Below are 26,514 nucleotides of genomic sequence, written 5' to 3'. Positions count from 1 at the left end.
CGTGGCGTTTCGTCGGCTAATCCCGCCGGGGGCCGGATGGCCGTCGTATGCTCGCCGCCATCGTCAAGGGAGCGCCTCGCATGGCCAGCATTCGATTTATCGCCCGCCTTATCGCCGCATGGATCGCCGCGTTGTGCGTCGTGGTGGTGATGTGGCAATCGCTGGACTGGACGCACGATTTCCCATGGTTCTTTACCCTGGCCTGGTGCGTCGGCCTCCTGCTGGCGCTCGCCCGCGGCGTCACCCATCTTTACCGCGTGCGCACGATCGCCGGCCGCATCGATCAGGAAACGGTGGCCAACCGCCAGCGCCGCCGCGTTGAAGTGCCCTACAGCGTGGACGAAGCACTCGACCTGGTCGAAGGCGTGGTGCGCGCGTTGCCCGACATCCAGGACGTGACCGCGGCGCGCGGCGGACTGCAGGTACGCGGCATGATCCGGCACGCCGTCGCCGAGCCGCAGTCGCTGCCCCTGCGCAAGCGCCGTCCGCACGACCCCTTCCAGCGCGATACGCGCGTCAACGCCTCCGTGGTGCCGGGCGAGGGCGCATGCACCGTGCTCTTCGTCTGCGAGCCCGACAGCGGCGCATGGACCGACTGGTTCAATCCGGACGGCGGCGTCTCGCTGGAGCTGGCCGAAACGCTGGTTCGCGCGCTTACCCAGCGCATTACCGAGCGGCGCAACCGCGAGCGTGCCGATGCCCGCCAGACGGTGATGGAAAAGGAGCTCACCGCCGCGCAGCTGAACCTGCTGCAGGCCCAGGTGGAACCGCACTTCCTCTACAACACCCTGGCCAGCGCGCAGGAACTGGTGCGTACCGATCCGGTGCGCGCGGACAAGATGCTCGGTCATCTCATCGACTACCTGCGCCGCTCGCTGCCGCGTACCGACGGGTCGCTGTCCACGGTGGGCCAGGAGCTCGAACGTAGCACGTCGTGGCTGGAGATCATGCGGCTGCGCATGGGCGAGCGCCTTGCCGTGCACGTCGATGTACCGGCCTCGTGCATGGCCTATGCGATGCCGTCGATGATGCTGCAGACGCTGGTCGAGAACGCGATCAAGCATGGCCTTGAGCCGAAGCCCGGTGGTGGTGGCATCTGGATCCGCGCCGCCTGTGATCCCGTCGGCCTGTCACTCACCGTCGCCGACGATGGCATGGGCCTGCGCAGCGATGGCAGCGGAAGCGGCATTGGCCTGAAGAACCTGCGTGAACGCCTGCGCCTCACGTACGGCGGTAGCGCCACCTTCACCATCGGCAATAACTTCCCCAGCGGCGTCGCCGCCACCATCACGCTGCCGGTGACGGAGGCGACCCATGCCTAAGTGCATCATCGCCGAAGACGAAAAGCTGCTGTCGGCGGCCTTGCAGCGCGAGCTGGCGAAAGCCTGGCCCGACCTGCAGGTGGTGGCGGTGGCGGAGGACGGTGGCGAAGCGCTGGACGCGATCGTCGAACACCAGCCCGAGATCGCCTTCCTCGACATCCGCATGCCCGGCCTCACCGGCATGGAAGTCGCGGCGGCCGCGGCCGACGCCAGCCCGCGCACCCTGGTGGTGTTCATCACCGCGTACGACCAGTACGCCGTCGATGCCTTTGAGCGCGGCGCCGTGGATTACCTGCTGAAGCCCGTCTCGGCGGATCGCCTGGCCCAGACCGTGGAGCGCCTGCGCAGCCGGCTCGCCGACGCGGAGAAGCACGTCACGCGCACCGGCCGCCTGGCGCGGGACATGCGCGATCAGTTCGAGGCGACCCCGGATGAGCCGCTGACGTGGATCACGGCGAGCACCGGCCGGGCGACGCGCCTGATCATGGTCGAGGACGTGATTTATTTTCGCGCGGACAACAAGTACACGCTGGTGGCCACAGCCGACGGCGATGCGCTGCTGAGCCGGCCGATCCGTGAATTGCTGGCGCTGCTGGATCCACGCACGTTCCGGCAGATCCACCGTTCCACCATCGTCAACCTGCGTCAGGTCGCTTCGGTAGAGCGCGACGACGGAGGACGCGGCTGCCTGCACCTGCGCGGCCGCCCGGAAACCCTCACCGTGAGCCAGCCGTTCATGGCCATCTTCCGCGCCATGTGACGAAGGAGTCTTCCATGCGCCTCGTACTCGCCATCGTTTACTGCTTTGCCAACCTGTTTGGATACGTCAGTGCCGATAGCCGCGGCCTGGTGGTGATGACCCACGACATGGCCTGCGTCTCGTCGCCTGTCCCGGGCGGTTCCCCGGGACAGGCCAACGTCAAGGGTTACTGGCGCGGCACCACCGTGAAGGTGATCTTCGACGGATGTTCCGCATCGTGGTGCACCGCGTTGTGCGCGATCACGCCCTTGGTTTCGTCGTAGTTGTTGCCACCGGTATTGAGGTTGCGGTCGAAGCGCGGGAAGTTGCTGCTCGACACCGCCACGCGCAGCTTGTGGCCCGGGAAGTAGAAGTTGCTGGTGTCGATGGGCTGGAACGTCACCTTGTACACATCGCCTTCCTTCATCCACACCGGCGGCTTGTCATAACCCTCGCGGTAGCGCATGCGCTGGATGTTCTCGGTGAGGTTAAAGGCACGCCCATCCGGGTACACGTCCATCACCTTGAAGGTGAAGTCGGTGTCCTTCGCATCCGACGACACATACAGCGTCACCGTGATCGGCCCGGAGACTTCCGTCCCTTCCTTGAACGGCTCGGAGTCGTAGACGAGGATGTCGTTGCGGGTGAGTTGGGTGTTCTGGTCGAACGAGCCGAACTTCACCGCATTGCCCTGGCAGCAGCCACCGCCGCCGAAGGTGGTGACCGGGTTCATCGGGTCGTAGATGAAGGTGTCGGGGTGGTCGGTACCACCGGCCGCGTCGACCAGCTTGCCGTCGCCGTACAAGGTATTGGCCTTGCCACCGCTGGTGAAGTACAGGTCGTGGGTCACCGCGCCCACCGGCGGCCAGGTCTGCGTGTTATGCCACTTGTTCTCGCCCATCACGTAGTACATCACCTTCGCCTGTTTATCGACGACGGGGCTGTCCACGCCCTTGAGCCACTTGTCGAACCAGCCGTACACCAGGCTGTCGTAATCGAAGCGTGCGTCGCCCACGTCGAGGTCGCCGATCATGGTGTGCTCGGTGGCGCGGGTATAGGCACAGTGCAGGGCGGGCGCGATCACGGCGTACTGCTGGTCGGCCACGTCCTTCGGCGCGGTGGCGCGCACGTGGTTGTACGCGGCCAGGTTGGGCGACACGGAAACGTCGAACCAGCTCATGAACCACAGGCCGGGCTTGGTGATCTTCATGTTGTCGTGCCACAGGCCGCCCTTGTTCCAGGCGGCGCTGTTCGGCGTGCGCGCGATCATGTTGCCGCCGGTGGGGATGTCCATGGGGTCGGCGAAGAAGCCCTTCGGGCCGCCGGCCTTCTTCATGATGTCCTTCTCGGGAAGCGTCCAGAACGCCTTGTCCCAGTCGACTTCCGTCGGCTGCGAATCGAGGTCGAAGAGTTTCGACGCGGCGATGAGGTCCGCCTGCGAGGTGTTGGCCGGGAACATCGGCCGCACCTGGTTCTGCTCCTTGTTGAGCCAGGCGATGAAGAGCATCTGCACCGCGCCGCCGCGGTACCAGTTGCCCTGCTCGTAGTACGGGCCCACGCGGCCGACGCCGGCGCCAAAGCCCTGCACGTTGAACGTGGCGAGCCCCGGGGTGTCCTGGGCCACCACGGCCATCTGCCATTCGGCCGTCGACGAACAGCCCGTGGTGCCGACCTTGCCATTGGACCAGGGCTGCGAGGTGATCCACTTCACTTCGTCCACGCCGTCGGAGAGCGGGGCGCCGAGGATTTCGTAGTTGCCCTCGGAGAAGTAATGGCCACGCTCGTTCATGTCGATGTACGCGTAACCGCGCTTCACCGCCTCGAGCTGGCGGGTCATGTCGCGGGGAGCTCCCAGCTTCACATCCCAAAAATTGAAGTTGTAAGGCGTGCGCACAAAGATCGTCGGCACCTTGCCGGAGGCGTTCTTCGGACGGTACACGTCAGCGGCCATGCGCTTGCCGTCGCGCATCTTCACCATCACCTTGCGGTCGATGACGGCGATGTCCTCGAGCTTCTGCTCGGTATCGATGCGCTTGGCGATCGTCTGTTTCTGTTCGGGCGTAAGCACCGCCTGGGCGGCCACCGGGGCGGCAAGCATGGCTAGGGCAGTGGCACCCAGGGCAACCGACAGAGCGGTCCTGGCGAAGTGGAGGGCAGGGCGCGTCGATCGCATGGCATGGCCTTTGGGCTCGGGACGATCGTCCGAGTCTGGCAAACGCGCCATGGCAGGTAAATCGTGACTTCCGGCAGGGTCAGGCTTCGGGGACGGGAATACCGTAGCGCGCGAGCATGGCCGAGATCTCCGAACTCACCCAGTCAAAGTGCTCCGGGCCGGCGGCTTCGAGCACCGTGTTGGAGAGCGTGGCGAAGGTCGGCCAGAACGCATCCGGGTCCGGATTGTCGCGCAGCCCCGTGCCCACCTCGGTATCGAGGCGGCCCAGCATGCCTTGCAGGTCATCGCGATGGCTCATGGCCCAAGCGTACTGCGCGGATGTGTCCGCAAGTCGTGTAGGTTCGTGCTTGACCTCAACGTTGGTTGAGGAATTCGGCGAGCGTGGCGGTCACCAGCGTGTGATCGTCGATGGACGGCATGCCCGATACCGTGATGGCGCCGATGACGCCCAGGCCGCGCAGGCGCAGGGGAAAGCCGCCGCCGTCGCTGGCGTGGTCGGCGGGCGAGAGGCCGTAGCGGTCTTCGAGTGACTGGCCTGCCTTGGCCAGCTTCAGGCCGACGGCCAGCGTGCTGGTGCCGAGGGCGAGCACGGTGTTTCGCTTTCGGCGGACCCAGCTGGCGTGCGAGACATCCGTGCCGGGCAGTGCCACATGGAACAGCGGGCGATTGCGCAGGCTGATGTCGATGGCAACGGCGGCGCCGCGCTGCAACGCCGCGGTGCGCAGTGCATCGCCAAGCGCCCACGCCTGTTCCAGCGTGAAGCGTTCGAACTGCAGCGCCTGCTCTTCCGCAGCGAGGGATTCGAGTGTGATGTCGGTCATGGGCGCATTGTAAGACGGTATGCTTGCCCGCATCGTCCCCCCGGTTTCATGCCATGTCTTCGACCACGACATTCGAGTTCGTCCTCATCTTGCTCGTGGCCATCGTCGCGCTGGAATTGATTGCAAGAAAACTCCGTCTGCCGACGGCCGCCGCGCTCCTGGCAGGCGGCGCGGGCATCGCGTTCCTGCCGGGTGTGCCGGCGGTGAGTTTCGATCCGGAGCTGGTGCTGATCGTCTTCCTGCCACCGCTGCTCATGGATGGTGCGTATTACACCGTGTGGTCGGATTTCCGCCGGTATCTCGGCGGCATCCTCTGGCTGGCCGTGGGCGCGGTGATCTTCACCACGTTGGTGGTGGGTGCCACGGTGCACTGGATCGTGCCTTCGTTGCCGTGGGCGGCCTGCTTTGCGCTGGGCGCCGTGGTGTCGCCGCCGGATGCCGTCGCGGCGAAGGCCGTGCTCGGCAAGGTGCGCCTGCCGCGCCGGCTGATGGTGCTGTTGGAAGGCGAGAGCCTGCTTAACGATGCGACCGGCCTGGTGCTGTTCCGTTTCGCGGTGGCGGCAGCGCTCACGGGCGCGTTCAGTGCGAGTGGCGCGCTGATGAGCTTCGCCGGGCTTGCACTGGGCGGCATTCTCGTCGGTGCCGTGGTGGGTGCCTTGGTGGTGATGGTGCTGCGCCGGATCGATGACGTGTTCCTCGCCATTACGGCCTCGTGCCTGTCGCCGTGGGCGGCGTATATCGGCGGCGAAGCGTTCCACGTCTCCGGCGTCATGGCGGTGGTGAGCACCGGCATCATCTTTGGCTGGTTCCAGCACGAGGTGTTTTCCGCCAATGCGCGCGTGCGCGGCGGCTCGTTCTGGGCCGTGATGATCTTCCTGCTCGAGGCACTGGTATTCATCCTCATCGGCTTCTCGCTGCGCGGCGTGGTGGAGCGCCTGGGCGGCATCGGCAATACGTTCGAGCTGCTGGGCGTGCCTATCCTCGGCGTGCTGGCCGCCGTCGTGGTGTCGCGTTTCCTCTGGGTCTACGCCACGGATTACCTGCGTGTACCGGTGCTGCGCGCCCTTGGCCGCAAACCGTCGCCGCCGTCACCGAAGTCCACGTTCCTGCTCGGCTGGGCGGGCATGCGTGGCGTGGTAACCCTGGCCATCGCGCTGTCGCTGCCGGAGAACATGCCAGGTCGCGACCTCACCCTGGCCGCCGCCTTCGCGACCATCCTGGTGACGGTGGTGGTGCAGGGCGGCACCATGGGTCCGATGATTCGCTGGCTCGGCCTCGACCGGAATATCCATAACGAAGGCGATCATCTCAGCGAGATGCAGGCCTACGTGCATATCGACAAGGCACAGCTCGAAGCGGTCAAGGCGCATGCGTACGATGCCAGCGGCAAGCTGGTGCATCCGCGCCTGCTGGAGCAGTACACCTACCGCGTGACTATCGCATCGCGCGTGGTTGATGAGTCGCTCACCATCACCGGGGATCGCGAAGCCCATTACGATGTGGTGCTTGCCGCGCTGGCGGCCGGGCGCGCGGAACTGCTGCGCCTGCATCGCAGCGGGCGCATCCACGACGAACTGCTCCATTACCTGGAGCGGGATCTGGATTATCAGCAGATCGCGGCCGAAAACGACCGCAAGGGCGCTGGCGACGAAGAGGCCTAGGCCACCTTGTTCGGGCCGCGCACGGGCGGCTCCTGGAGCGACTCGACGAATTGCGCGGCGCGGCCCAGGGCGTTCGCCATCAGTTGAAGGCGGCCCAGCGGCACCGACACCACGGCCAGCTCTTCGCGCTGCGGATGGATCTGCGGTTCGGCACGGGCCCAGGCGAACTCGAACTCATTCGGCGCCGGCGACCGCGTAGGCACGTCGTCGTGGGTAATGCGCTGCGTTTCGCGGAAAAAATGCAGGTGGACGAAGCCGTCGTCCGTTGGTCCGGTGATGGCAATGCCGGTGGCTACGCCCGCGGTGAAGTTGGGCGGCCTGACATGCAGGATGTTCTTCTTTTTCTCTTCCATGGATCCCCCTTGGCCGGGAGCATACCCGTGCCCACCGGGCCGGTCTATCAGCCGGGTGTGACAAACGACCGGTTTGTGCGCCGGTCGAGCAATTGGGGCTGGCGGTCAGTCCGCGTCCAGCGGCGCCAGTTCGTAACCCGTGCTGCGGCCGCCGCCCTCGGTACGGCGAAGCATGCCGATGGCCAGCAGCTCGTTGATGTCGCGCAGGGCGGTATCGGTGGACGACTTCGCGATCGTTGCCCATTTGCCCGAGGTGAGTTTGCCTTCGAAACCGTCGAGCAGGCGATTCACCAGCTTCACCTGCCGGGCGTTCATCGCCGTGCTGCCCCAGTGTCGCCAGAATCGCGCTTTGTGGAGCACGCTATCGAGTGATGCGTGTGCCGCGGCGACCGCATCACGCAATGTCGCGAGGAACCACGCCAGCCATTCGTCGACGTCGAGCGACCCTTTCTGCGTTCGTTCCAGCACGTCGTAGTAGGCCGAGCGATGCCGTTGAATCTCGGCGGAAAGGCTGTAAAAGCGCTGCGGGCTACCATCCGCGCGCGTCAGGAACAGATCACCCACGGCGCGCGCGATGCGTCCGTTGCCGTCATCGAACGGGTGCAGTGTCACGAACCACAGATGGGCCAGGGCGGCCTTGATCAGGAGAGGTTCGCCTGTGCTCGCGTTGGCCCAGTCGAAAAAGCGCGACATCGCATCGTCGAGCTGCGCCGCGGGCGGTGCTTCGAAGTGCACCGTGTGCCGATGCATGGGGCCGGACACGACCTGCATGGGGCCTTTGGCATCGTCGCGCCACGCGCCAACGCGTACACGCGTCAGGTTGCTGTAGCCGGTGGGAAACAGCGCGGCATGCCAGGCCTGCACACGGTCGGCCGATAGCGGTGTGTCCGCGCCCAAGGTGGCGTCCAGCACCATCTCGACCACGCCTTCGACATGACGATCGGTGGGCGCCAGGCCGCCGACGTCAACGCCGAGGTGGCGCGCCACCGAGGAGCGGACCGAGGCGACGTCCAGCCGCTCGCCCTCGATGGCGCTCGTTTTCACGACGTCGTCGGTGAGGGCGGCCAGACTCGCCTCGCCGCGCAGGAGCATGCCGACGTCGGCCATACGCCCCAGAAGCCGGCCCTGGGCCTGGCTAACGTCGGCCAGCGGCGCGGCTAGTCGGGCGAGGTCGTAACGCCAGTTCGGCCAGTCGGACGCTTGCCAGATGTAAGTGTATTCGCCGCCTTCCATGCGGCGAATATCGCTCCTAATCGCCGCATGGTCAAATATTCACCGCATTGTATGCAGTGAATACGGCGCCTAATCGCCGCATGGGCGTGAAGTGACGATTATTCCGGCGCCTTAGCCGGGACAAACGGCGAGACCGGGTCGCTGGCGGGGAAGGTCTCTTCCAGCGCCTGGTCCTGGTTGTCGCTAGCGTGGTCCTTGCGCTCCTTCTTCTCGGCCGGCGTTTCCCGCTTGTCCGGCGCTTTGTGGTCCGGGTGGTTAACGTCCTGGCGATCGTGGTTCATGGCGGCCCTCCCGCAGTGAGTACGCCGCCACTGTTGGCCCCCTGTCGTGAACGTCAGGTCAGGCGCGCGTCACGCCATGACGGGAAGCGTGCACGCCGCTTGAACTATTTGAGAATCTATTCACATAAGCGTCAAATGAACGCATATCTCATTGAATGAAAGGAATATAGACAAAAAGAATCTATTCAAGTATCTATTCATGCATGGCAAACGACGACCCCCGAATCGCTCCCCTGGTCGATCTCCTCCGGCAACGGGGGGCGATGACGGCGGCAGAACTGGCAACGGCACTGGGCACCAGCCAGCCCAGCATCTCGCGCGCCCTGCGCGGGGCCGAGCCCCAGGTGGCCCGCATCGGCCGGGCCCGGCGGGCGAGGTACGCGGCGCGTCGTGATGTCAGGGGCCTTGGCACCACCTGGCCGCTCTTTCGGATCGATGCGCAAGGAAGGCCCGAAGCATTCGGCGATCTGACGGCGTTATACGGCGGGGGGAGCCTGGTCGAGGCAAGACCCTCGCCTGACTGGTTCCAGGGTGAGTTCGTGGATGGCGTCTTCCCGGGCATCCCCTGGTTTCTCGACGATCAGCGGCCGCAAGGCTTCCTCGGGCGGCAGTTCGCCCAGCAGTGGGCGAAGGACCTGGGTTTGCCTGCGGACATCCTCCGCTGGAGCGACGACGCAGTGCTCGCGGCCCTGGTCCTGCACGGCGATGACGGCCCGGGCAACTTCGTCGTCGGTGCGGATGGGCTGGATCGGGCCTTGCAGCAGCCGCCACCGACGCTCGGTGACGATGCGCGTTCAGCCGCCTACGGGCAGCTCGCCGAATCGGCGATGGCCGGCGAACCGGTCGGATCGTCCGCAGCCGGCGAGCAGCCCAAGTTCACCACGCGCGTGGCGGGCGCCGACGGCAGCGTCCGCCACGTCATCGTGAAGTTCAGCGAACCCGTATCGAATCCCACCGGCCGCCGCTGGGCGGACCTGCTCGTCTGCGAGCATCTTGCCGGCGAGCTGCTGGCCGAACAGGGGCATGCCAGCGCCCGTAATGAGTTGATCTGGTCGAACGAACGCCTGTGCCTTGAGGTGACCCGATTCGATCGCATTGGCGCACATGGCCGGCGTGGCTTTGTCACGTTGGCAGCGTGGAGTGATGCACACGACGGCGAGCGCGACGACTGGGCGCGCGCTACCGCGCGCATGCACGAGAGCGGCTGGGTGGACGCCGCAGGCGAAGCCGAGGTCCGCCAGCGCTGGTGGTTCGGCCGGATGATCGCGAACGCCGACATGCATTTCGGCAATCTCGGTTTCTTCCTTGATGACCGGTTGCCACTCGCCGTAGCGCCCAGCTACGACATGCTGCCGATGCTCTATCGGCCCGCGGCAAACGGTGCGTTGCCGCCGCGGACCTTCGAGCCGCCCACGCCGACGCCGGCTGACCAGGCGTACTGGCAGCGCGCTGCCGAATGGGGTGAGGCCTTCTGGCGGCGGGTGGCGCGCCACGAGGCCATCAGTGATGCGTTCCGTGGCATGGCCCAGGCCAACGGGGATGCGATAGCAGCGGTGCGACAGCGCTTCGACATCTCCCGCTGAGTCCTTAGCGCAGCGCGTTGAGCGTCTGCCGGACGCCCTCGGCATACGAGGTCTTGTGGACAGGGCCGATCAGCCGCTGCAACGCCGAGTCGTCCATGAGGAGAGGGTCGGTCATCAGGTAATTCATCTCGACCATCTCGCGCATCATCGGATTAAACAGGCCGAAGAGCCGCAGCATCGTCTTGCCGGCGACACGTCGCTTGAGCTTCCTGCCGGTCTGGCGTTCCATCTCCGCCACGATATCGCGCTGCGTCGTGGCGCCTGCGCCGGCGAGATGCCAGATCCTGCCGAAAGCGGCAGGCGTATCGATGAGCTTGATGACCACCGGCCCGACATCGGGCACGAAGACAAACTCATGGGGGCGATCGAGCGGACCCAGCATGTCAGCGGTGCCGCCTTTCACCGCGGCCTTTGCCGCGCCGTGCAGCAGGCTGGCCTCGACGCCAGGGCCATAGAAATCGGGCAGGCGAAGCACAGTGGCGCGGATGCGGCCGTCCGCATGCGCCTGCATGAGGATGTCTTCCTGCGCCTTGCGCATGCGCCCTTTGAACGTATGCGGTTCGCGGGGATGATCTTCGCGTACGGGGTTCGCAACGGCGCGGCCGTACGGGTAAACGGTGCCAATCAGGACGATGTGCTTCACGCCGGCGGCGACGGCGCCTTCGAGCGTCTTTCGCATCAGTTCGGGGTGCAGTTCGAACTGCCAGTAGTTCACGCCCACCATATACACCAGCGTATCGACGCCCTCAGCGGCCGCGCGGACCGAGGCCGGGTCATTCGGGTCCCAGCCGACGATCTCGGCGAGGGGATCGGCGCCGAAACCTGCCCGCAGGTTCGCCACGTTCCGGCCCACCACGCGGTAGGGCTGGCCGCTGGCGGCGAGGGCGGCGGCGACGCTCTTGCCGATGGCGCCGGCGGCGCCGAACAGTGCGACGTTGGGCATGGTGTTCTCCTGGACTCGGTGGGATGGGCGTAGTCTGCGGTTCGACGTGGCGAAACAAAATTGCCTAGAATCGGTTAGAAGCTAAAGGAAAATGCATACCGTGGCCGACAGCGAACCGAAGTGGGAGTGGTACCGGAGCTTTCTGCAGGTGCTCGAAAGCGGCTCACTCTCGGCGGCTGGCCGGGCGCTCGGGCTCACGCAGCCCACGCTGGGCCGGCACATTGACAGCCTGGAAGCCTCGCTCGGGCTGAAGCTGTTCATTCGCTCGTTTGATGGCTTCGCCCCCACGGACGCTGCGATGGACCTGAAGCCCTACGCCGCCGGTATTGCCGCGACGGCTGCTGCCCTGCGCCGCGCCGCTAGTGGCCACGGGTCAGGTGTTCGCGGCACGGTGCGGCTGACGGCAAGCGAGGTCATCGGCGTGGAAGTCCTCCCGCCCATTCTCGCTGCGCTTCACGCTGAGCACCCGGAGCTGGTCATCGAACTGGTGTTGTCGAACCGTGCGGATGATCTGCTCCATCGCGAAGCCGACATCGCCGTGCGCATGTTCCGTCCCGTGCAGGAGGCGCTCGTGATCAAGCGCGTCGGCGGTATCGAGGTAGGTCTGCACGCGCACGAGCGCTACCTCGCTGCACGCGGCGTACCGACATCCATGGATGAACTGGCCGGGCATGCGGTGATCGGATTCGACCAGGAGAACGACTTTATCCGTCGGTTTCAGGAAAAGGTGCCCGCGTTCTCACGCGATCGCTTCGCGTTCCGTGCCAACAGCGACCTGGCTCAGCTCGGTGCCATCCGCGCGGGATTCGGCATCGGTATCTGCCAATCCGCGCTGGCCGCGCGCGACACGCATCTGGTGCGTGTCCTGCCGCGGCACTTCTCGCTGACCATGGATACGTGGGTGGCGATGCACGAAGACCTGCGGGCCAGCGAACGCTGCGCGGTGACGTTCGCAGCGCTCGCCGCAGGCCTCGCGGCTTACATAAAGAGCGCCTAGGGCGCTCCCTTCGGCTCCGCGCGCAAGGCGGAGCGGTAGTTGCCCTGGACCACCAGCGACACCTCGCCCAGGCCCCCATCCTGCGCCGTGCTCCATGCCGCGATCGCGATGGTGTTGTCGCCGTGGGGATTCAGCAGGCCAGCCGGCAGTTCAAAGTCCGTCTGTGGGCCCACGTCGCTGATGTAGCGCCCGATCTGCCAGCCGTTGATGAAAATGATGGCGCGGTAGTGATGGGGCGCCGCATCGTGGATGCGCAGTGCGATCGGCACGTCCTGTCCCGCCGGCAGGTCCAGCGTGAAGTGCGTGCGGTACCAGTCGACGCCGGGTTTGTCCGTCGCATGGGGCAGGGTGGTGGTGGCCCAGCGGGTGTCCTTGAACGCGGGCAGGTGCCAGCCGTTGCGCTCACCGTAGAGGCCGCCCGCATTGAAGGGGCCGCGCATCGGGTCGGGGAGGTCTTCCCCACCGAGGTTGCCCTGGACCTTCCAGCGAATCGGTGCCTGTGAGCCCACCAGCGTGGCGGCCGTAAGGCCGCGTGGCTCGCGGAACGTGCCCGTGTGCTCTTCCTGCAGATGGCCGTGGTTATCGACGAGCACGGCGACGACGTTGTCGCCATCCTTCTTCAGCCAGCTCGGGTCGATCGGAAACTGCTGTGCACCGCTCGGGTTGTTGCCGAGGAAGTGGCCGTTGAGCCACGCGGTGAAGATGCCGTGGTTGCCCAGGTGGACGCCAAGGCTGGCGGAAAGACGGATCGCCGTTTCGTTGCCCGTGGCCTTGAAGTGCCCGCGATACCACACGTTGCCGTGGTGGAAGCCGTAGCTGTCGCTGTCCAGGATTGGCAGGGTGTGATTCCAGTACGGGTTAGGTGTGCTGGTGCGATCGGTCGATTGCCACGCGTGATCGTCAAAAGCCGTGGCCAGCTCCGGTGCGCCGTCGGCGACGTGCCAGTCGTGCAGTACCGGCAGGGTGACCGGGGCGGGCCCATCGACGTGGCCAAGAAGACTGGCCGATGCCGTCGCGCGCGTTGCCAGCGGTGCACCGTTCCAGGCGACGGTTCGGACGGCCGAAGGCGCGAATACCTCGATGTCACCCGCGCGGTCCGTGTCGCCGCTGAGGGTGAGCTGGTCCGTCGTCTGTTCGCCGGTGCGCGCCAGGTACGGTCCGCGAACCAGGACCGGGCCATTCTTCGTGTCGAGCTGCCAGAACGTCACGGCCGCGGCGTTGTCAGCCAGAAGCAGGAGGAGGGGCGTGCCGTTCTGGGTAATCGCCACGCGCGCCAGGCCATCGTGGCGATAGTTGAGGCGCAGCGTGTGTGAGGCGGCATCCCAGTGCGTCGCGACGTCGCCTTCGATCACGCGGACATCGGGCTTCGCCGCGTAACGCAGCACGGTCTCGCCGTCTTCGCCGTGTCGCCCGTAGAGCACGGCCACGTCGCGCTCGCCCACCCGCACCTGCGTCATCAGTTCGGAGGTGGAATACGCGAGGTTCTGCCCACCGAAATGGTAATTGGCGAGCAAGACCTTTGAATCCCGTCCGTTGATGTGGATCGCGGTGCCGGGTGCCTGCGGAATCGTGGTGTCGCCTTCCTTGCCCAGGGTGATCTTCAGGTGCGTGGCGTCGTCCGTCGTGTCCTGGGCTTCGGCGTGGCGCAGGATATAGAAGCGCGTGCCGTCCTCGGGATTGCGGCGCGCCGTCACGCGCAGGCGGCGGTTGTCCGGCACGGCGCTGCCGACGGCATCGGTCCGCGCCAGCGGGGCCACGGCGCGGGTCATGTAGCCGAGGAGCTTCTGCTGGTCGTACTTCGGCGTCAGCTGGCGGCTGGCGGTGATCGCCGCGCCGTAGTCGTACGAGGTGTACACACCGGGCGACGAGAGCCAGCCCCAGTTGATGCCACCGTAAGTCATGTAGAAGTTCTGCATCGTCGAGCCAGAGGCCATGGTGGCCTCGTAGAACACGCGCTCGAAATCCGGCCCCGTGAGCTTGCGGCAGGCCTCGTAGCCCGGGCCGCCCCAGACGTCAAAGGCGCCGCCCTGGTATTCCGGGAAGAACAGTGGGGTTTTCGTCAGCGCCTGGCGCTCGCTGGCGAAGTCGTAAATACCGTTCCAGCGCTCTGGCCGCGTGCAGTCGAAATCCGCCGGGTACGAGTCGTAGCCGGGCATCTCCGTCGCGCCGACGCCGGTGATGAAGTTGGTGTTGTGATTGCCCGTGAGCGGCACGGTGATGCCATCCGCGCGCGCCTTGTCTTCCAGCGCCTGCATGTACTTCTTGCCATCGTCCGAGTCGTTGTAGAACTCGTTTTCGACCTGGCACAGCAGGACGGTGCCGCGGCCGTCCGTCACCTGGTGACGGGCGAGGATGCGGTCGATCTCGGTCATCCAATCCGTGTACGCGGCCGTGTAGTCAGGCGCGGTGGAGCGCGGCGTGCCACCCGTGGTGGTCAGCCAGCCCGGGAAGCCACCGGCATCGGTTTCGGCATTGATGTAGGGGCCGGGCCGGGCGATGACATAGATACCCACCTCGCGGGCGATATCGAGCAGGTGGTCCACGTCGCGGATACCGGTGAAGTCGTACACACCGCGCTTGGGTGAGTGATAACCCCAGTCGAAGTAGATCTCCACGGCGTTGAAGCCGGCGGACTTCATCTTCTGCAGCACGTCCTTCCACAGGTCCGGACTCGGCAATCGCCAGTAATGGAACGAGCCAGACCACAGGTAGGTGGGCTTGCCGTCGATGATCAGCGAGTGGCGGTCGAAGGTGACGGTATGGCGCGCTGCCGGCGCAGGCGCCTCGGCACCGTGGGCGCTGGTGGCCGCGAGCGCCACCAGGGCGAGGCCCGCCGCCCGGGCGATATGACGGCCCTGCGGCCCCTTGGAACGCAACATCCCCACCTCCGGTCAACACCTGGCCTGTCGGGCAGGCTATCGCCGAAGCGTGGGGCAAGTTGGGGACTTTTGCAAATATGGGTTTTTTATTTCAGATGAAATGATCAGTGCTGAAGTAGCTGATAGTGCGACTCGTACCAGGCCACCACGTCATCCGGCAGGAAGCCCCTCGCTCGGATGCCGACAGCCTCGTAACGCTCGATCGTCTGCGCCAGCGCGGCTTCGGCTCGCTCTGGGCGCGCGCCGTACGCGTGGGCCTCGGCGATCGCTTCGTAAAGGCGTGCCGCCCAGTCGTAGGCGCGGTCGGCGTTTTCTTCCAGGCGTTTGCCGAGCCAGTTTCGCAGGGGTGCGATGACCTCATGGCCGCCTTCCGCGGCGAGTGCCTCGGCTTCGCGCGTTACCTGTGGATCGATGCCCGCGTACCACTCGGTTTTGCCGGCAGCGACCTCACGCACCTCGAGTGGCGCGTTGGCGCGCGCGTCGGTAAACCGGGTGAGTAGCGTGCGTTCGATAGCCCGGGCCTGCGCCACGGTATCCACGGCCACCAGAAGACCCCGGTCGAGGTCAAAGAAGGCGTGAAAGCGCCGATGCAGGTCCATGAAGCGCTTCAACGGGTCGCGCGCAAAGCCCACCTTCACCAGGTCGCGGTCGCGGCAGGGCAGTACATAGACGAACGCCTTTCCGCGCGAGGCGAAGCGCGGGATCGGCGCGTCAAACTCGTCGTCGGATGACGGCGTGCTCAATGGTCCTTGGGCGCCGGCTTGTATGGGATGAAGGGTCCGAGAACGGCGAAGCCGCGCAGCCCGCCGCCGTAGCGGTCCACCATGCGCACGGAGTCCAGTTCACAGAGCTGCGAGCCGAACGTCTTGGTGACCATCACGTCGTCCGAGTTCAGTGCCTCGGCGCCGGACCGAAGTTGGCTGACGTAATACGTGGAGCCAATCCGGTACGCGATCGTGGTCTTGTCGATCACCTGGGTGTTGAACACCTGCGGCAGGCTGATGCAGCGCTGCGGGGTGCCAGCGATGCGGCCTTCCTTGATTTTGGCCAGTTCGGTGGCCGGGTCGTCGTGCCGGGCCAGGGCGGGGCCGGCCATCGTGGCGGCCACCGCCAGGGCGAGGAGGATGCGGGCGGACGGTGTCATGGCGGCCTCCGGGGTCGTTCGAACAGGACCAGTGTATGCCGATGTGTACCGTCCGGGGTGCGCTCAGGTTGCCCTGTTTTCGGGTTGGGCCGTAGAGGCTCTGCCAGGCCATGCCAAGGCCGGCGGACGCTCAACTGCGCAGAGGGCGGCGCTTGTATGCGCCCCCTCCTGCATTGCCGGGTCAGCTGACACCCTCGTTGCGCACGACTTCCGTAAGCTCGCCTGTATCCGTGTTGTAGAAGAGGCCAAGAATCGTGGCTTCTTTCGGCACGCCCGGGCTGGAGCGAAGCAGCTTCGTGTCGTAGGTCAGCGAGGCCTCGAAGTCCGTGATGCAGACGCTGCCGGCGTCGTAGGCATGTGAGATGTCGGTGCCGTGCTCGTGGTGGAACGATTCGATCATGCCTTCGGCGCTGTACGACGTGCCACCGCAATTGGAATGGTGCACGACGACGATGTTCCGGACGCCGAACAGATGCTCCAGGACGGAGACGGAGCGGATGGCATCGACGGCACGGCCCGCGGCAACGGCCACAGCGGTCAAGGTGGTTGTGGAGCCGACGCGCGAGCCGCTTTCGTTGATGATCACTTCGCCGGGGTACGTCTCGTCGCCGAGATAGGCTGCGACGGCCTGCGGAATCTCCGTCACGCGCGGATCAAGGCAGTAGATCACCACGGTCTTCAGTGGCACGGCCTGCGCGAAGGCTTCGCGCATCGCAGGCTCGTTGAATCCCTCATGCGCGCTGAGGACATATTCCTGGAACTTGCCGGTCGGGATGCTCATGGTGTCTCCTCGGGTGCGGGAGAAGTGAGTATTTGCCGATGGGCGAGGCCCAGCAATTACGCGGTGGGTAATAGCGAAGCCGCTGTGGTGCTTTCGACGAAGGCCTTGATCAGGCGCGCGGCTTGCACGGGCGCTTCCAGCGGTACGAGGTGTCCGACGCCCGGCAACACGTGCATGCGTGCCGTCGTGATGCGCGGAAGAAGCTCGACCCGCAGGGTGTCGGTGGTATCCACCTTGTCAGCATCGCCCGAGATCACCAGCACGGGCACGTCGATCGCTCGTACGGCGGTCGTAATGTCTTCCTGGCTCAACACGTCGGGCCACGCTGCCTTGGCTTCCTTCGAGCCGCCCAGGCTGTCCGTGACCACCTGTTCGCGCAGCGCGTCAGGCAGCGGCGTAGCCGTCAGCATGTGGGCGAGGGCGCCCTCGATGCTTTCGCGGGTGTCGTACACCGTCTGCATGCCCGCCAGCGCTTCCGGCGGAAACACCAGCGGCGTGGGCGGGGAAGGCGCCACCAGGACGACGCCACGCAGGCCCTTCGGCCGGCGTGAAGCGATGACTTGGGCGATCTTGCCGCCCATGGAGTGGCCGACAAGCACGTAGTCAGCGATGCCCTTGCCGGTCAGCAGGGCTTCGATGTCATCCGCGTAGGCATTGAGGGTGTACCCCGTGAGCGGACGTTCGGACTGCCCCCAGCCGCGAAGGTCCGGCGCGATGGTCCGGATGTTGGCGGGCAGCGCATCAATCACCGCCTGCCATGTGCGGGAGGTGCCGCCGAAGTAATGCAGGAACACCAATGCCGGACCGCGCGTGCCGTGATCGCGGATGAAGAGCTGGGGGCGGGTGAGGGAAGAGAGGGTCATGGGGCCACCTGTCTGTGCGGGAAGGATGGGCCTATCCTAGGGACGCGTCTCAGCACTGATTAGCCACCACAAACGACCGACAGTCGGTCAAAAGGGGATCGAATGGACCGACTGACCTGCATGGGTGTGTTTGAAGCCACGGTACGTACCGGGAGCATCGCCGGGGCCGCGCGCCTCTTCGGCATGCCGCCGTCGCGAGCGAGCAAATACCTGGCAGCGCTTGAGGCCGAACTCGGCGTGCTCCTGCTTCGGCGCAGTACGCGCCAGCTGGCGTTGACGCCGGAAGGTGAGGCTTACCTGGTTCGCTGTCAGCGCATCCTGGCCGAGGTCCGCGAAGCCGACGATGAGGCACGCTCGCAGACCGGCGATATCGCCGGCACCTTGCGGGTCACGGCGCCCGTCACGTTCGGGGCCTTGCATCTCGGGCCGGTGGTGGCCGGGTTTCTGGCGCGCCATCCCGGCGTCTCCCTTCAACTGCAGGTGGACGACCGCTACCAGGACCTTCGTAGCGATGCGGTCGATGTCGCCATTCGCATCGGCAAGCTGGCCAACTCGTCGCTGGTGGCCCGTCGCCTGGGCGCGTGCCGCATGGTGCTTTGCGGTTCTCCTCAATTTGCGGCAGCGCACGAGGGCCTGACACATCCCTCCGACCTCGCCGGTGCACCGATGCTGGCGTTCAGCGACGCGGTGTCGCCCGCCGACTGGACACTGCGTGGCAGCGACGGTGCGCTGCACCGCCTGGAAGGCACGCCGCGTGTGGTGGCGAAAAACGTGCAGATGCTGGCTGCCGCTGCCGTTGCCGGCGCAGGCATGGTGTTTGGGCCTACGTTTATTCTCGGTCCGCACCTGCAGCGCGGCGAGCTGGTGCGCCTGTTGCCCGACTACGACGCCGAGCCCCTCGACATCAGTGTCGTCTACGCCACGCGCGCGTATCTGCCGCGCGTGGTGCGTGCGTTCGTCGACTACCTTGCGGAATCGCTGGCTGAACCCTTCGCATGGGATGCGGGTTACGAGCCCGCCAGGGGTTTCTCGGCGCGTTAGCCGTCCCGGGCGCATGGCCGTACCATAGGCGTTCCGTACCGCTCGCAATCCCAGGTCGTCCCATGAAAGCCCTCCTTTTCAACGCATTCGGCAGCGCCGATGTCCTGCAGTGGGACGAGATCGCCGATCCCGTGCCCGCGCCCGGCCAGGTGCTGGTGCGCACCCGTGCCGCCGGCCTGAACTTCGCCGATGTCTACCGTCGCAATGGCACGTATCACCTCGCGGGTGCGGCGCCGTGGATCCTCGGGTACGAGGGCGCTGGGGACATCGTGTCAGACGGCGGCCCGTTTCCGAAGGGCGCGCGGGTGGGCTTTGCGGACATGCCGTTTGCTAACGCCGAACTCGTTGCCGTGGATGCGGCAAAGCTCATTCCGCTGCCGGATGACATCGCCTACGAAACGGCTGCCGCCGTGCTGCTCCAGGGCCTTACGGCGCAGTACCTCGTTACCGATAGCTCGCAGCCGAGGGCAGGGCAGGTGGCGCTGGTGCATGCCGCCGCGGGCGGCGTGGGCCTGCTCCTGGTGCAAATGCTGCGTGCGAAGGGTGTGCGTGTAATCGGCATCGCCTCTTCGGAGTCAAAACGCGAGGCGGCCCGCCAGGCGGGTGCCGACGTGGTCCTCGGCTACGACGATCTCGTCAGTAACGTGCTTGAAGCCACCGGCGGCGAAGGCGTCCACGTGACCTACGACTCGGTCGGCCGCACGCTGGGTGACAGCCTGGCGGCAACGCGAACCGGTGGCACCGTGGTGTTCTACGGCATGGCCGCGGGCGATCCGGATTTCGTTGACCCGCGTCTGCTGATGGACCGCTCGCTGACGCTGACCGGCGGCGATCTGTGGAACGTGCTCACGAGTGCGGAGATTCGCAGGGAGCGGGCGGCGGAACTCTTTGCCCAGATTCGTAACGGGACCCTGAAGCCGACGATCGCCGCGACGTATGACCTGCGCGATGGAGCGAAGGCTCATGCGTTTCTGGAAAGCCGTGGGGCGGTTGGGAAGGTTGTGATGACGGTCTGCTGAGGTTGGGTATTGGCGAGGGTGTTGACACCTGAGTCGCTCGGGCTAATATACAAATATCTGTATATCTGAGAGTGTCTCATGGCTCAGGGCGCGTACGACAATGTGTTCGAAGCAATTACCCAGGGCAAGCATGCCAGCAGGGAAGCAGCGGATCTGACATTTCGCGCGGACATGATGCTGGTGGTGCGCAGCATGCTCGAAGAGAAGGCGTTGACGCAACGCGCGATTGGCGAGCTTCTGGGCGTGCCCCAGTCGCGTGTGAGCGAGCTGATGTGCGGCAAGCTCCACAAGCTATCGGCGGATGTTCTGCTCGGATACCTCTCGTCGCTTGGATACCGGATCCAACCAACGTTCACGAAGGCAGTGGGTCGTAAGCGCGGTGCCGTAAGAGTGGCACTTTTACATCACGTTGCGAGCCCCTGATTTTTTTCGCGAAGGATTGCTTCTGTCGAGGCTTGCGCGTTATTTCGACGAGATGCGCTTGCCTACCTTCTGCTTCCTGGCTTCCTCGGCATTGAGACTTGCAAGTATTTTGTAGCGCATGGCCGCCGTTGCCATAGCCTGTCGGTCGACACCGTTGGTCGTTTTGGCAAACGCATGAAGAATGTAGACGGTGTTCAGATACCTGGCGCAGTAGATGGCGCGGTACGCGGGACTTCCATTTTCCTTCAGTTCGAATGCGCCCTTTCCGACGCTGGATGAGACATCCTCACAGTCAGAAAAGCAGCGCTGGTTATGCTGGATTGCATAGATATCAGCGCCGAACTGAGTTCGGATGGCGGCGGGTAGCCCCATGAAAGCCTTTTGAGCTGCCTTGTTCACAAAGTTGAATCGTTTCATTGCTCTCCCACGGTTCAGTGGGCGAGCGTATCCACGCTGTGATACGGCTGTTATCCGGTATTGCCGACAGCGGTCGTAGGACTTTGGCGCGAGCTCACGTAGTACCTCGCAGGCTTGAGGCAAGCGGATCTGCCTATGGAATGGAGTGGCTGGCGGATGCTAGGCGAAAGATGGCAGAGGACGCGCGTTTCGCCTACAGACGCGCCTTTTTGCTCGGTCTAAAGTCTCTACGGGCACGGAACCGAGACGATGTATGAGCACTCACGCGTTAAAGGGAACATCGCGAGATCACGATTTTGAGCAACGCAACGACATACTTGCCGAGATCCTCCGCTCGCTTGCGCGTCAAGATCAGAAGTTGGATGTGTTGCAGAGTGCATTCATCGGGCTAAACGAGAAGGTAGACGGCCTCGGGGCTCAGGTCCACCGACTCGATGAAAGGATGGGTCGCCTCGAAGTCAGGATGGATCGCCTCGAAGTCAGGATGGATCGCCTCGAAGTCAAGGTGGACGCGCTCGATGCCAGGATCGATCGCCTTGAAGTCAGAGTGGGCGCGCTCGAAAAGAAAATGGATCGCCTCGAAGCCAAGGTGGACGTGCTCGACAAAAGGGTCACCGTCCTTGACGCGCGGGTCACTACCTTGGACACGAAGGTCAACGCCCTCGACTCGAAGGTCAGCGCCCTCGACACGAAGGTCAGCGCCCTTGACTCGAAGGTTACAGAGCTCGATGTCAAGGTGACAGGGCTTGATATTCGGGTTTCTGGACTTGAGCTGACGGCCACTGGCTTGAGTTCAAACGTTCGGACGCTTGTGAGCTGGAAGGATCGCGTTTGGGGCATGGCTATTTTGTTCGGCTGCCTGGCTGCTGCTGCCGCGAGCATCTGGGATATGGTCGGTAGCCACATCAGCTGGAAGACCCCCTGATTCACGGCTGCTCAATTGGCGATGAACCATCAAAGAAAAGGCCTCGACTGTTGCAGTCGAGGCCTTTTCACGATCAGACCGCTTTGCTCGTCTTGCTTAGCGAATATCGAGCGGCTCAAAGCCCTTGACCAGATCGTCGATCGCCTTGATCTGGCCCAGGAATTTCTCCAGCGCTTCCAGCGGAAGCGCACTCGGGCCATCGCAACGCGCGTGGTCCGGATCGGCGTGGGCTTCCAGGAATAGGCCAGCGATACCAACGGCCATGCCCGCGCGGGCGAGTTCGACCACCTGGCGACGGCGGCCGCCGCTGGCTTCGCTGCCGGCGTCACGGCGCTGGAGGCTGTGGGTCACATCGAAGATGGCGGGGTAGCCGCCCGTGGACTCCACCATCTCGCGGAAGCCAAGCATGTCGACCACGAGGTTGTCGTAGCCGAACTGCGCGCCGCGCTCGCAGAGGATGATGCGGTTGTTGCCCGCTTCCTCAATCTTGCTGGTGACGTGCTTCATCTGCGTGGGGCTCATGAACTGCGGCTTCTTGATGTTCACGGCACGGCCGGTTTTGGCGATGGCCACCACCAGGTCGGTCTGGCGCGCGAGGAAGGCCGGGATCTGCAGCACATCCACGACCTCAGCGACCACGGCGGCCTGCGGCACCTCGTGCACGTCGGTAATCACCGGGATGCCGAACTCGCTCTTCACCCGCTCGAAGATTCGCAGGCCTTCTTCGAGGCCCACGCCACGGTAGGAATGGATCGACGACCGGTTGGCCTTATCGAAGCTGCCCTTGAAAACATACGGGATGCCCAGCTTCCGGGTCACGTCCACGTAGTGCGCCGCCGCGTGCAGGGTGGAGTCGAGGTCCTCCAGCACGTTGATGCCGCCGAACAGGACGAAAGGCAGGCGGTTACCAACTTCTACGCCGGGGGCGATGGAAACGTTCATGGGGACTCCGAAAGGGGGTAGGCCAGACCGCCCATGATACCTCCGGGAGCCGCCGTTCGGCGGAAACTGAACGGAACACAATCTTTACAAAGTCGGCCGTCAACACGGCTAATCCTCGGTCGTTATACGGTCTGCACAGCGCATGGGCCATCAGTGAGTCGGGAGGGATGATGGATCCCTGGGACGGAAACCGCTCGGTGCGTGCACCTAAGTCGCTCTCTTCCCTACCAAAGGAAAACCATGTCCATGAACGCTACGTCGAAGGTCGCCCTGTTTGCCCTCGTCCTTGGTGCTGCCGCGGTGTCCGGCCAGTCCATGGCCCAGGCCGCGCCCCAGACGGATGTGCCGGGCCATCCGCGAGTCAACGAGGTGAATAACCGCCTTGATAACCAGCAGAACCGTATCGACAAGGGCGTCGCGAACGGCACGATGACGCAGAAGCAGGCTGCCCGCGACGAAACGCACGATGCGAATATTGCCCGCCGTGAAAGCGTGGATGAGGCGAAGCACAACGGCCATTTGACCAAGGCCGAGCAGAAGAACCTCAACCGCTCCGAGAATCGGAACAGCGGGCACATTTACAAGCAGAAGCACTGATGCCGTAGCAACATATGCCCCGGTGGTTACCGCCGGGGTATTTTCAATGCGTTACTTTCCGATCGCCGTCTCGACCACCTCGGCAGCAAGAGGATGGCCATTGGCCCGGAGGAGAAGGGCGATGATTGCGATCGCAACCACCAGGAAGGCGGAGATGAAGCCGGCCGCCCAACGTGCAAGCTGCAGTTTGGTCGGGAATTGATTCATAGTCTCGATCACGCGATCGATCTTGCTGTTGAGCTTGATTTCAAGGTTGTCGAATTTGGACTCGAACTTTGAGTCCATACTGGCAAGCCTGGCCTCAAACTTCGCTTCGAGGCTATCGAATTTCGCCTCGACCTTCGCTTCGAGGCTGTCGATCCTGGCATCGAACTTCTTGTCCAGGCTCTCGGCCTTTGCGTCAACCTTCTTGTCCAGGCTCTCGAGTTTTCCTCCAAGATCGACCAATGTGCAGTCGATCCCGGCGATGCTTCGCTTGATGTCGTGCACGTCCGACTGAACGACGCACAGGTCCCGACGGATACAGCAAACATCGGCTTCGAGTTTGGTCACTCGTGTGTCGAGGCGTCCTTCATGAGCTGGTCCGCTGGTTAAGGCGAGCTCGGTCACAGGCGCGTGCGCCGACGATTGACGGTTGGAATCGCGAAGTTTTGTAGCCATCCGTGTGCCCTGTGCAATGGACGATAGGGGCACTCATGGTATGGCGGATGATTCGGAGCGTTGCCCGCGTCCTTGCGTAGGCTCGTGCCTACACGATCCACGCCATCAGGCCGGAGGCGTGACCGTTACCGAGCCACCCGGCTGAAGCGTCACGGCATGCGTCCACTTACCGAGCTTCAACTGCGTCTGCTCGCCACCTACGCTTCGCACCGTTACCGACGTGACCTTGCCGTGCTTCCAAGACAGATCCACCTGAAAGCCGCCGCGCGCACCAATGCCCGTCACGTTGCCCGATGCCGCCCATGCTTCAGGCAACGCGGGCAATAGCTCGATCACTCCCGGCCGCGATGACATCAGCATCTCAAGCATGGCCGTCGGGGTGCCGAAGTTGGCGTCGATCTGGAAGGCGTCGCTGGTGGCATCGAGCTGGTACATGTCGAACAGGTTTTGCGCCGTGCCGTTACTTCGGTTCTTTGACGGCGAAAAGTTGGTAAGGATGAGCTGGTAGGCCTTCTTCGCGTTGCCCAGACGTGCCCAGCACATCGCGCGCCAGGCAGCGGCCCAGCCGTACCCGCCGGTGCCTCGGGCTTCGAGCAATTTGGTCACGCCTGCGATCAGGGCCGGCGCACTGTCACCCACGCGGATCCGGTCGCCGGGAAAGAAGCCCACCAGCGGGGACAGGTGACGGTGCTCGGTCTCGCCGAGGTCGTCCGGCGTCATCCACTCCTCGAGCCAGCCGGTCTTGATGCTGACCTGGGGGAGATACAGCTTCGCCTGCAGCGCGCCGATCGTCGCTGCGTACCCGGTATCCCTGGCCAGCACGGCGCTTGCCCGACGGTAGTTCTCGAACAGATCCCAGACCCACTCCTGCGAGTACGTGTTGCCCCTGGCGTCGGTGGGGCCCTGTTCGGGCGACCAGTCCGCGTCATCGATCAGCACGTTGCGCATCTGGCCCGTGGCCGAGTCCTTCACGCTCATGGTGAGCAGGCGTGCTTCCCAGAACTCGCAAGCGCCCTTCAGTAGGGGGTAGATGCGCGCGAGGTAGGCGCGGTCTGGCTGGTACTGGTAGTGCTGCCACAGGTTGTTGCACAGCCACGCGTTACCCGCCGGATGCCAGCGCCAGCCGCCGGCGCCGTAGATGTTGGTGGAGATGCCGACGGTCCAGCCGGCGACCTTGCCCGAGCGATTGCGGTAGCTGTTGCGCGGGTCGTTGAAATGCTCGCGGGTCGCAGCGGTCCAGTCATCCAGCTGGCTGAGGCAGTAGCGGGTGAAGGGTTCGAAGCAGGCGGGCAGGCCGGCCCGGTCGGGCAGCCAGTAGTTCATCTGGATGTTGATGTCGTTGTGGTAGTCGGCCATCCACGGCGAGACGTTGCTGTCGAGCCAGAGGCCCTGCAGGCCGGTCGGCAGGCTGTCGCGGGAGCCGGCAATCGTCAGGTAGCGGCCGTACTGCAGATAGGTCGCCTCGAACTCAGGATCGGCCGCTGAGCCGGCCGCGGCCCGGGCCTGCAGGCGCGTCCACGTATCCATGCCGCGCTGTGCCTTCGTCGAGGTGCCCAGATCCACCTGCATGGCATCGAACAGGCCGCGGTAGTCGGCAATGTGGGTGTGCAACAGCGCAGTGGGCGTCTGCAGGGCGGCAGCACGGGTCTTCTTCGTTGCCAGCGCCAGGGGATCGAGCGAGCCGTCCATGTAGTTGCTGGCGACGTCCGGCGTGTAATTGGTGCCGCCGCAGACGATGATCGAAAGTGTGCGGCAGTTGGCAAAACGGATGCCCCGGCCATCGGCGCTCACCGTGCCGGCGTCGGACACCGCCATGACGTTCGTAGCGTAACGGAGCCCATTCGCCAGCACGCCCTCGAAATGGCATGTGGCGCCCGCTGGCCCGCCATGAAGCGCTTCCGAGTGCGTGGTATCGCCATGCATCGTCTGCAGCGCGACGGTGCCGCTGACGCTGCCACCGCCCGTCTGCGAGAGCTGGATGGCAATCAGGTCGTCCGGGTGGCTGGCGAAGATGTCCCACGCATAGCCGACGCCGTCCTTGCGATACGACACGCGCAGATAGCCCTGGCCAAGGTCCAGCTCGCGGCGGTAGTCGGTGACGTGGGCCGCGTCGTGCCCCTCGATCGACAGGTAGAGCTTGGCCAGCATCACCAGGCTGCCGAAGTGCTCCGTGGTGTAATCGAACTGGCCGTCGTCGCCCAGGACTATGTCGCGCTTGCCCAGCCACATCGAGGCGTCCGTGAGGTACAGGCACGTGGAGGCCGGGTCGCCGCCGACCAGGGCCCCGAGCCGGCCATTGCCAATGGGCAGGCCTTCTCGCAGCACGTTCGATTCCGGCGCGGGCGTGTCGTACCACAGCACGTGCTTGCCCGAGGGCGCAGGCATGGGGCCGACCGGGCGCTGCACCGGGGCGCCTTCGGCGAAGCGGGGCAGGGCAAGCCAGGGGAGCAGGGCCGCCATGGTGCCGGTCAGCCTGAGGAACTGGCGCCTGTCCAACCCGTCCGAGCGCGCTTCGTGCCCTTCCGTGTGCCGTTCTGCGTCGCTCGTCATTGGCGCTGCCAGCCCCTGAAGAATTGATTTGTAAGACAAATAAATCTAAACCGCCCCGGTCGGCCTTGTCATGCTGCGCCGCAGCTTGTTGGGGACGCCGAATATGGGCAACGATTAATAAGTACTACAAATGCACAGTGCCTGCTGACTGCTCTGTCAGACGTTTG

26 protein-coding genes are annotated in these 26,514 nt (G+C 64.7%); 10 read left to right on the top strand and 16 right to left on the bottom strand.

Translation table 11 applies throughout. From position 1 onward, the window contains the following. Nucleotides 1-80 precede the first annotated feature (80 nt). Both FIV34_RS13095 and FIV34_RS13090 read left to right on the top strand, forming a co-directional pair. Nucleotides 81-1,322, top strand: a complete 1,242-nt coding sequence (locus tag FIV34_RS13095; protein WP_139983462.1) for a histidine kinase — start codon at nucleotides 81-83, stop codon at nucleotides 1,320-1,322. Then, nucleotides 1,315-2,082: a LytR/AlgR family response regulator transcription factor gene (locus FIV34_RS13090; RefSeq protein ID WP_139983460.1), complete on the top strand. Its 768-nt coding sequence runs from the start codon at nucleotides 1,315-1,317 to the stop codon at nucleotides 2,080-2,082. The genes FIV34_RS13095 and FIV34_RS13090 overlap by 8 nt, the downstream gene beginning before the upstream one ends. 166 nt (nucleotides 2,083-2,248) lie before the next feature. On the opposite strand, the gene FIV34_RS13085 is transcribed toward FIV34_RS13090, so the two are convergent. The 3 genes from FIV34_RS13085 to FIV34_RS13075 form a co-directional block, all read right to left on the bottom strand. Continuing rightward, nucleotides 2,249-4,234, bottom strand: a complete 1,986-nt coding sequence (locus FIV34_RS13085) for a CocE/NonD family hydrolase (RefSeq protein ID WP_211352632.1) — start codon at nucleotides 4,232-4,234, stop codon at nucleotides 2,249-2,251. Between the two features lie 79 nt (nucleotides 4,235-4,313). After that, entirely contained in the window at nucleotides 4,314-4,532 is a 219-nt protein-coding gene (locus tag FIV34_RS13080) for a hypothetical protein (RefSeq protein ID WP_139983458.1), read from the bottom strand. A 55-nt stretch (nucleotides 4,533-4,587) separates the two neighbouring features. Further along, nucleotides 4,588-5,055, bottom strand: a complete 468-nt coding sequence (locus FIV34_RS13075; protein WP_139983456.1) for a heme-degrading domain-containing protein — start codon at nucleotides 5,053-5,055, stop codon at nucleotides 4,588-4,590. Between the two features lie 53 nt (nucleotides 5,056-5,108). Between FIV34_RS13075 and FIV34_RS13070 the strand changes: the two genes are divergently transcribed. Further along, nucleotides 5,109-6,716, top strand: a complete 1,608-nt coding sequence (locus FIV34_RS13070) for a Na+/H+ antiporter (RefSeq protein WP_139983454.1) — start codon at nucleotides 5,109-5,111, stop codon at nucleotides 6,714-6,716. Here FIV34_RS13070 and FIV34_RS13065 read toward each other — a convergent pair. The 3 genes from FIV34_RS13065 to FIV34_RS13055 form a co-directional block, all read right to left on the bottom strand. Further along, nucleotides 6,713-7,069, bottom strand: coding sequence for a hypothetical protein (locus tag FIV34_RS13065; protein ID WP_139983452.1), 357 nt, complete (start codon nucleotides 7,067-7,069; stop codon nucleotides 6,713-6,715). The two genes, FIV34_RS13070 and FIV34_RS13065, sit on opposite strands and share 4 nt — an antisense overlap. Nucleotides 7,070-7,174: 105 nt before the next feature. Further along, on the bottom strand, nucleotides 7,175-8,302 hold the full coding sequence (locus tag FIV34_RS13060) for a Fic family protein (RefSeq protein WP_139983450.1): 1,128 nt from the start codon (nucleotides 8,300-8,302) through the stop codon (nucleotides 7,175-7,177). A gap of 98 nt (nucleotides 8,303-8,400) precedes the next feature. After that, nucleotides 8,401-8,583, bottom strand: a complete 183-nt coding sequence (locus FIV34_RS13055) for a hypothetical protein (RefSeq protein ID WP_139983448.1) — start codon at nucleotides 8,581-8,583, stop codon at nucleotides 8,401-8,403. A gap of 263 nt (nucleotides 8,584-8,846) precedes the next feature. Between FIV34_RS13055 and yjjJ the strand changes: the two genes are divergently transcribed. Further along, a complete protein-coding gene (gene yjjJ / locus FIV34_RS13050) occupies nucleotides 8,847-10,166 on the top strand; it encodes a type II toxin-antitoxin system HipA family toxin YjjJ (protein ID WP_246058616.1) in 1,320 nt (439 codons plus the stop codon). A gap of 4 nt (nucleotides 10,167-10,170) precedes the next feature. Here the strand turns inward: yjjJ and FIV34_RS13045 are convergent, their stop codons facing one another. Continuing rightward, nucleotides 10,171-11,109: an NmrA family NAD(P)-binding protein gene (locus FIV34_RS13045; protein WP_139983443.1), complete on the bottom strand. Its 939-nt coding sequence runs from the start codon at nucleotides 11,107-11,109 to the stop codon at nucleotides 10,171-10,173. A gap of 100 nt (nucleotides 11,110-11,209) precedes the next feature. On the opposite strand from FIV34_RS13045, the gene FIV34_RS13040 reads away from it, so the two are divergent. Continuing rightward, nucleotides 11,210-12,106, top strand: coding sequence for a LysR family transcriptional regulator (locus FIV34_RS13040; RefSeq protein WP_139983441.1), 897 nt, complete (start codon nucleotides 11,210-11,212; stop codon nucleotides 12,104-12,106). Here the strand turns inward: FIV34_RS13040 and FIV34_RS13035 are convergent. The 5 genes from FIV34_RS13035 to FIV34_RS13015 form a co-directional block, all read right to left on the bottom strand. Beyond that, complete coding sequence (locus FIV34_RS13035) at nucleotides 12,103-14,985, bottom strand: beta-galactosidase (protein ID WP_139983439.1); 2,883 nt, start codon at nucleotides 14,983-14,985, stop codon at nucleotides 12,103-12,105. The two genes, FIV34_RS13040 and FIV34_RS13035, sit on opposite strands and share 4 nt — an antisense overlap. Before the next feature lie 104 nt (nucleotides 14,986-15,089). Continuing rightward, nucleotides 15,090-15,728, bottom strand: coding sequence for a GIY-YIG nuclease family protein (locus tag FIV34_RS13030; protein ID WP_139983437.1), 639 nt, complete (start codon nucleotides 15,726-15,728; stop codon nucleotides 15,090-15,092). Continuing rightward, the gene (locus FIV34_RS13025; protein ID WP_139983435.1) at nucleotides 15,725-16,129 is read right to left on the bottom strand and encodes a hypothetical protein; all 405 of its coding nucleotides are present in this window, start codon (nucleotides 16,127-16,129) and stop codon (nucleotides 15,725-15,727) included. The genes FIV34_RS13030 and FIV34_RS13025 overlap by 4 nt, the downstream gene beginning before the upstream one ends. Before the next feature lie 181 nt (nucleotides 16,130-16,310). After that, complete coding sequence (locus FIV34_RS13020; protein ID WP_139983433.1) at nucleotides 16,311-16,910, bottom strand: carbonic anhydrase; 600 nt, start codon at nucleotides 16,908-16,910, stop codon at nucleotides 16,311-16,313. 56 nt (nucleotides 16,911-16,966) lie between these two features. After that, on the bottom strand, nucleotides 16,967-17,773 hold the full coding sequence (locus tag FIV34_RS13015; RefSeq protein WP_139983431.1) for an alpha/beta fold hydrolase: 807 nt from the start codon (nucleotides 17,771-17,773) through the stop codon (nucleotides 16,967-16,969). A gap of 102 nt (nucleotides 17,774-17,875) precedes the next feature. Here FIV34_RS13015 and FIV34_RS13010 point away from each other — a divergent pair, with 102 nt between their 5' ends. The 3 genes from FIV34_RS13010 to FIV34_RS13000 all read left to right on the top strand — a co-directional run bounded on the left by FIV34_RS13010 (nucleotide 17,876) and on the right by FIV34_RS13000 (nucleotide 20,256). Next, the gene (locus tag FIV34_RS13010) at nucleotides 17,876-18,814 is read left to right on the top strand and encodes a LysR family transcriptional regulator (protein WP_139983429.1); all 939 of its coding nucleotides are present in this window, start codon (nucleotides 17,876-17,878) and stop codon (nucleotides 18,812-18,814) included. A 62-nt stretch (nucleotides 18,815-18,876) separates the two neighbouring features. Further along, nucleotides 18,877-19,833 carry a quinone oxidoreductase family protein gene (locus FIV34_RS13005; RefSeq protein WP_139983427.1) on the top strand — a complete coding sequence of 319 codons (957 nt, stop codon included), beginning with the start codon at nucleotides 18,877-18,879 and terminating at the stop codon, nucleotides 19,831-19,833. Between the two features lie 78 nt (nucleotides 19,834-19,911). Beyond that, entirely contained in the window at nucleotides 19,912-20,256 is a 345-nt protein-coding gene (locus FIV34_RS13000; RefSeq protein WP_139983425.1) for a helix-turn-helix domain-containing protein, read from the top strand. A 39-nt stretch (nucleotides 20,257-20,295) separates the two neighbouring features. Here FIV34_RS13000 and FIV34_RS12995 read toward each other — a convergent pair whose 3' ends face one another. After that, the gene (locus FIV34_RS12995) at nucleotides 20,296-20,673 is read right to left on the bottom strand and encodes a type II toxin-antitoxin system RelE/ParE family toxin (protein ID WP_139983423.1); all 378 of its coding nucleotides are present in this window, start codon (nucleotides 20,671-20,673) and stop codon (nucleotides 20,296-20,298) included. 253 nt (nucleotides 20,674-20,926) lie between these two features. Here FIV34_RS12995 and FIV34_RS12990 point away from each other — a divergent pair, with 253 nt between their 5' ends. Beyond that, nucleotides 20,927-21,598, top strand: a complete 672-nt coding sequence (locus tag FIV34_RS12990; RefSeq protein ID WP_139983421.1) for a coiled-coil domain-containing protein — start codon at nucleotides 20,927-20,929, stop codon at nucleotides 21,596-21,598. 96 nt (nucleotides 21,599-21,694) lie between these two features. On the opposite strand, the gene kdsA is transcribed toward FIV34_RS12990, so the two are convergent. Continuing rightward, nucleotides 21,695-22,540 carry a 3-deoxy-8-phosphooctulonate synthase gene (gene kdsA, locus FIV34_RS12985; RefSeq protein ID WP_139983419.1) on the bottom strand — a complete coding sequence of 282 codons (846 nt, stop codon included), beginning with the start codon at nucleotides 22,538-22,540 and terminating at the stop codon, nucleotides 21,695-21,697. Between the two features lie 246 nt (nucleotides 22,541-22,786). Between kdsA and FIV34_RS12980 the strand changes: the two genes are divergently transcribed. After that, nucleotides 22,787-23,137, top strand: a complete 351-nt coding sequence (locus FIV34_RS12980) for a hypothetical protein (protein ID WP_246058615.1) — start codon at nucleotides 22,787-22,789, stop codon at nucleotides 23,135-23,137. A 51-nt stretch (nucleotides 23,138-23,188) separates the two neighbouring features. On the opposite strand, the gene FIV34_RS12975 is transcribed toward FIV34_RS12980, so the two are convergent. Together FIV34_RS12975 and FIV34_RS12970 are read right to left on the bottom strand one after the other, a co-directional pair. Next, the gene (locus FIV34_RS12975; RefSeq protein WP_139983414.1) at nucleotides 23,189-23,797 is read right to left on the bottom strand and encodes a hypothetical protein; all 609 of its coding nucleotides are present in this window, start codon (nucleotides 23,795-23,797) and stop codon (nucleotides 23,189-23,191) included. 105 nt (nucleotides 23,798-23,902) lie between these two features. Beyond that, on the bottom strand, nucleotides 23,903-26,347 hold the full coding sequence (locus FIV34_RS12970; protein ID WP_139983412.1) for a glycosyl hydrolase family 95 catalytic domain-containing protein: 2,445 nt from the start codon (nucleotides 26,345-26,347) through the stop codon (nucleotides 23,903-23,905). Between the last annotated feature and the right edge of the window lie 167 nt (nucleotides 26,348-26,514).

This window comes from Luteibacter pinisoli, assembly GCF_006385595.1.
In the GTDB taxonomy this organism is placed as follows: domain Bacteria; phylum Pseudomonadota; class Gammaproteobacteria; order Xanthomonadales; family Rhodanobacteraceae; genus Luteibacter; species Luteibacter pinisoli.
Note: the sequence above shows the minus strand (reverse complement) of the source record. Positions and strands in the feature narration are given on the sequence as shown.

Bases quoted from the DNA above. Each gene is read 5' to 3' on its own strand.
- FIV34_RS13010 (WP_139983429.1), top strand. From the start codon at position 17,876: ATGGACCGACTGACCTGCATGGGTGTGTTTGAAGCCACGGTACGTACC.
- FIV34_RS13045 (WP_139983443.1), bottom strand. From the start codon at position 11,109: ATGCCCAACGTCGCACTGTTCGGCGCCGCCGGCGCCATCGGCAAGAGC.
- FIV34_RS12990 (WP_139983421.1), top strand. From the start codon at position 20,927: ATGAGCACTCACGCGTTAAAGGGAACATCGCGAGATCACGATTTTGAG.
- FIV34_RS13025 (WP_139983435.1), bottom strand. From the start codon at position 16,129: ATGACACCGTCCGCCCGCATCCTCCTCGCCCTGGCGGTGGCCGCCACG.
- FIV34_RS13070 (WP_139983454.1), top strand. From the start codon at position 5,109: ATGTCTTCGACCACGACATTCGAGTTCGTCCTCATCTTGCTCGTGGCC.
- FIV34_RS13075 (WP_139983456.1), bottom strand. From the start codon at position 5,055: ATGACCGACATCACACTCGAATCCCTCGCTGCGGAAGAGCAGGCGCTG.
- FIV34_RS12980 (WP_246058615.1), top strand. From the start codon at position 22,787: ATGAACGCTACGTCGAAGGTCGCCCTGTTTGCCCTCGTCCTTGGTGCT.
- yjjJ (WP_246058616.1), top strand. From the start codon at position 8,847: ATGACGGCGGCAGAACTGGCAACGGCACTGGGCACCAGCCAGCCCAGC.
- FIV34_RS13085 (WP_211352632.1), bottom strand. From the start codon at position 4,234: ATGCGATCGACGCGCCCTGCCCTCCACTTCGCCAGGACCGCTCTGTCG.
- FIV34_RS12995 (WP_139983423.1), bottom strand. From the start codon at position 20,673: ATGAAACGATTCAACTTTGTGAACAAGGCAGCTCAAAAGGCTTTCATG.
- FIV34_RS13020 (WP_139983433.1), bottom strand. From the start codon at position 16,910: ATGAGCATCCCGACCGGCAAGTTCCAGGAATATGTCCTCAGCGCGCAT.
- FIV34_RS13035 (WP_139983439.1), bottom strand. From the start codon at position 14,985: ATGTTGCGTTCCAAGGGGCCGCAGGGCCGTCATATCGCCCGGGCGGCG.
- FIV34_RS13065 (WP_139983452.1), bottom strand. From the start codon at position 7,069: ATGGAAGAGAAAAAGAAGAACATCCTGCATGTCAGGCCGCCCAACTTC.
- FIV34_RS12970 (WP_139983412.1), bottom strand. From the start codon at position 26,347: ATGACGAGCGACGCAGAACGGCACACGGAAGGGCACGAAGCGCGCTCG.
- FIV34_RS13005 (WP_139983427.1), top strand. From the start codon at position 18,877: ATGAAAGCCCTCCTTTTCAACGCATTCGGCAGCGCCGATGTCCTGCAG.
- FIV34_RS13015 (WP_139983431.1), bottom strand. From the start codon at position 17,773: ATGACCCTCTCTTCCCTCACCCGCCCCCAGCTCTTCATCCGCGATCAC.
- FIV34_RS13095 (WP_139983462.1), top strand. From the start codon at position 81: ATGGCCAGCATTCGATTTATCGCCCGCCTTATCGCCGCATGGATCGCC.
- kdsA (WP_139983419.1), bottom strand. From the start codon at position 22,540: ATGAACGTTTCCATCGCCCCCGGCGTAGAAGTTGGTAACCGCCTGCCT.
- FIV34_RS13090 (WP_139983460.1), top strand. From the start codon at position 1,315: ATGCCTAAGTGCATCATCGCCGAAGACGAAAAGCTGCTGTCGGCGGCC.
- FIV34_RS13080 (WP_139983458.1), bottom strand. From the start codon at position 4,532: ATGAGCCATCGCGATGACCTGCAAGGCATGCTGGGCCGCCTCGATACC.
- FIV34_RS13000 (WP_139983425.1), top strand. From the start codon at position 19,912: ATGGCTCAGGGCGCGTACGACAATGTGTTCGAAGCAATTACCCAGGGC.
- FIV34_RS12975 (WP_139983414.1), bottom strand. From the start codon at position 23,797: ATGGCTACAAAACTTCGCGATTCCAACCGTCAATCGTCGGCGCACGCG.
- FIV34_RS13055 (WP_139983448.1), bottom strand. From the start codon at position 8,583: ATGAACCACGATCGCCAGGACGTTAACCACCCGGACCACAAAGCGCCG.
- FIV34_RS13060 (WP_139983450.1), bottom strand. From the start codon at position 8,302: ATGGAAGGCGGCGAATACACTTACATCTGGCAAGCGTCCGACTGGCCG.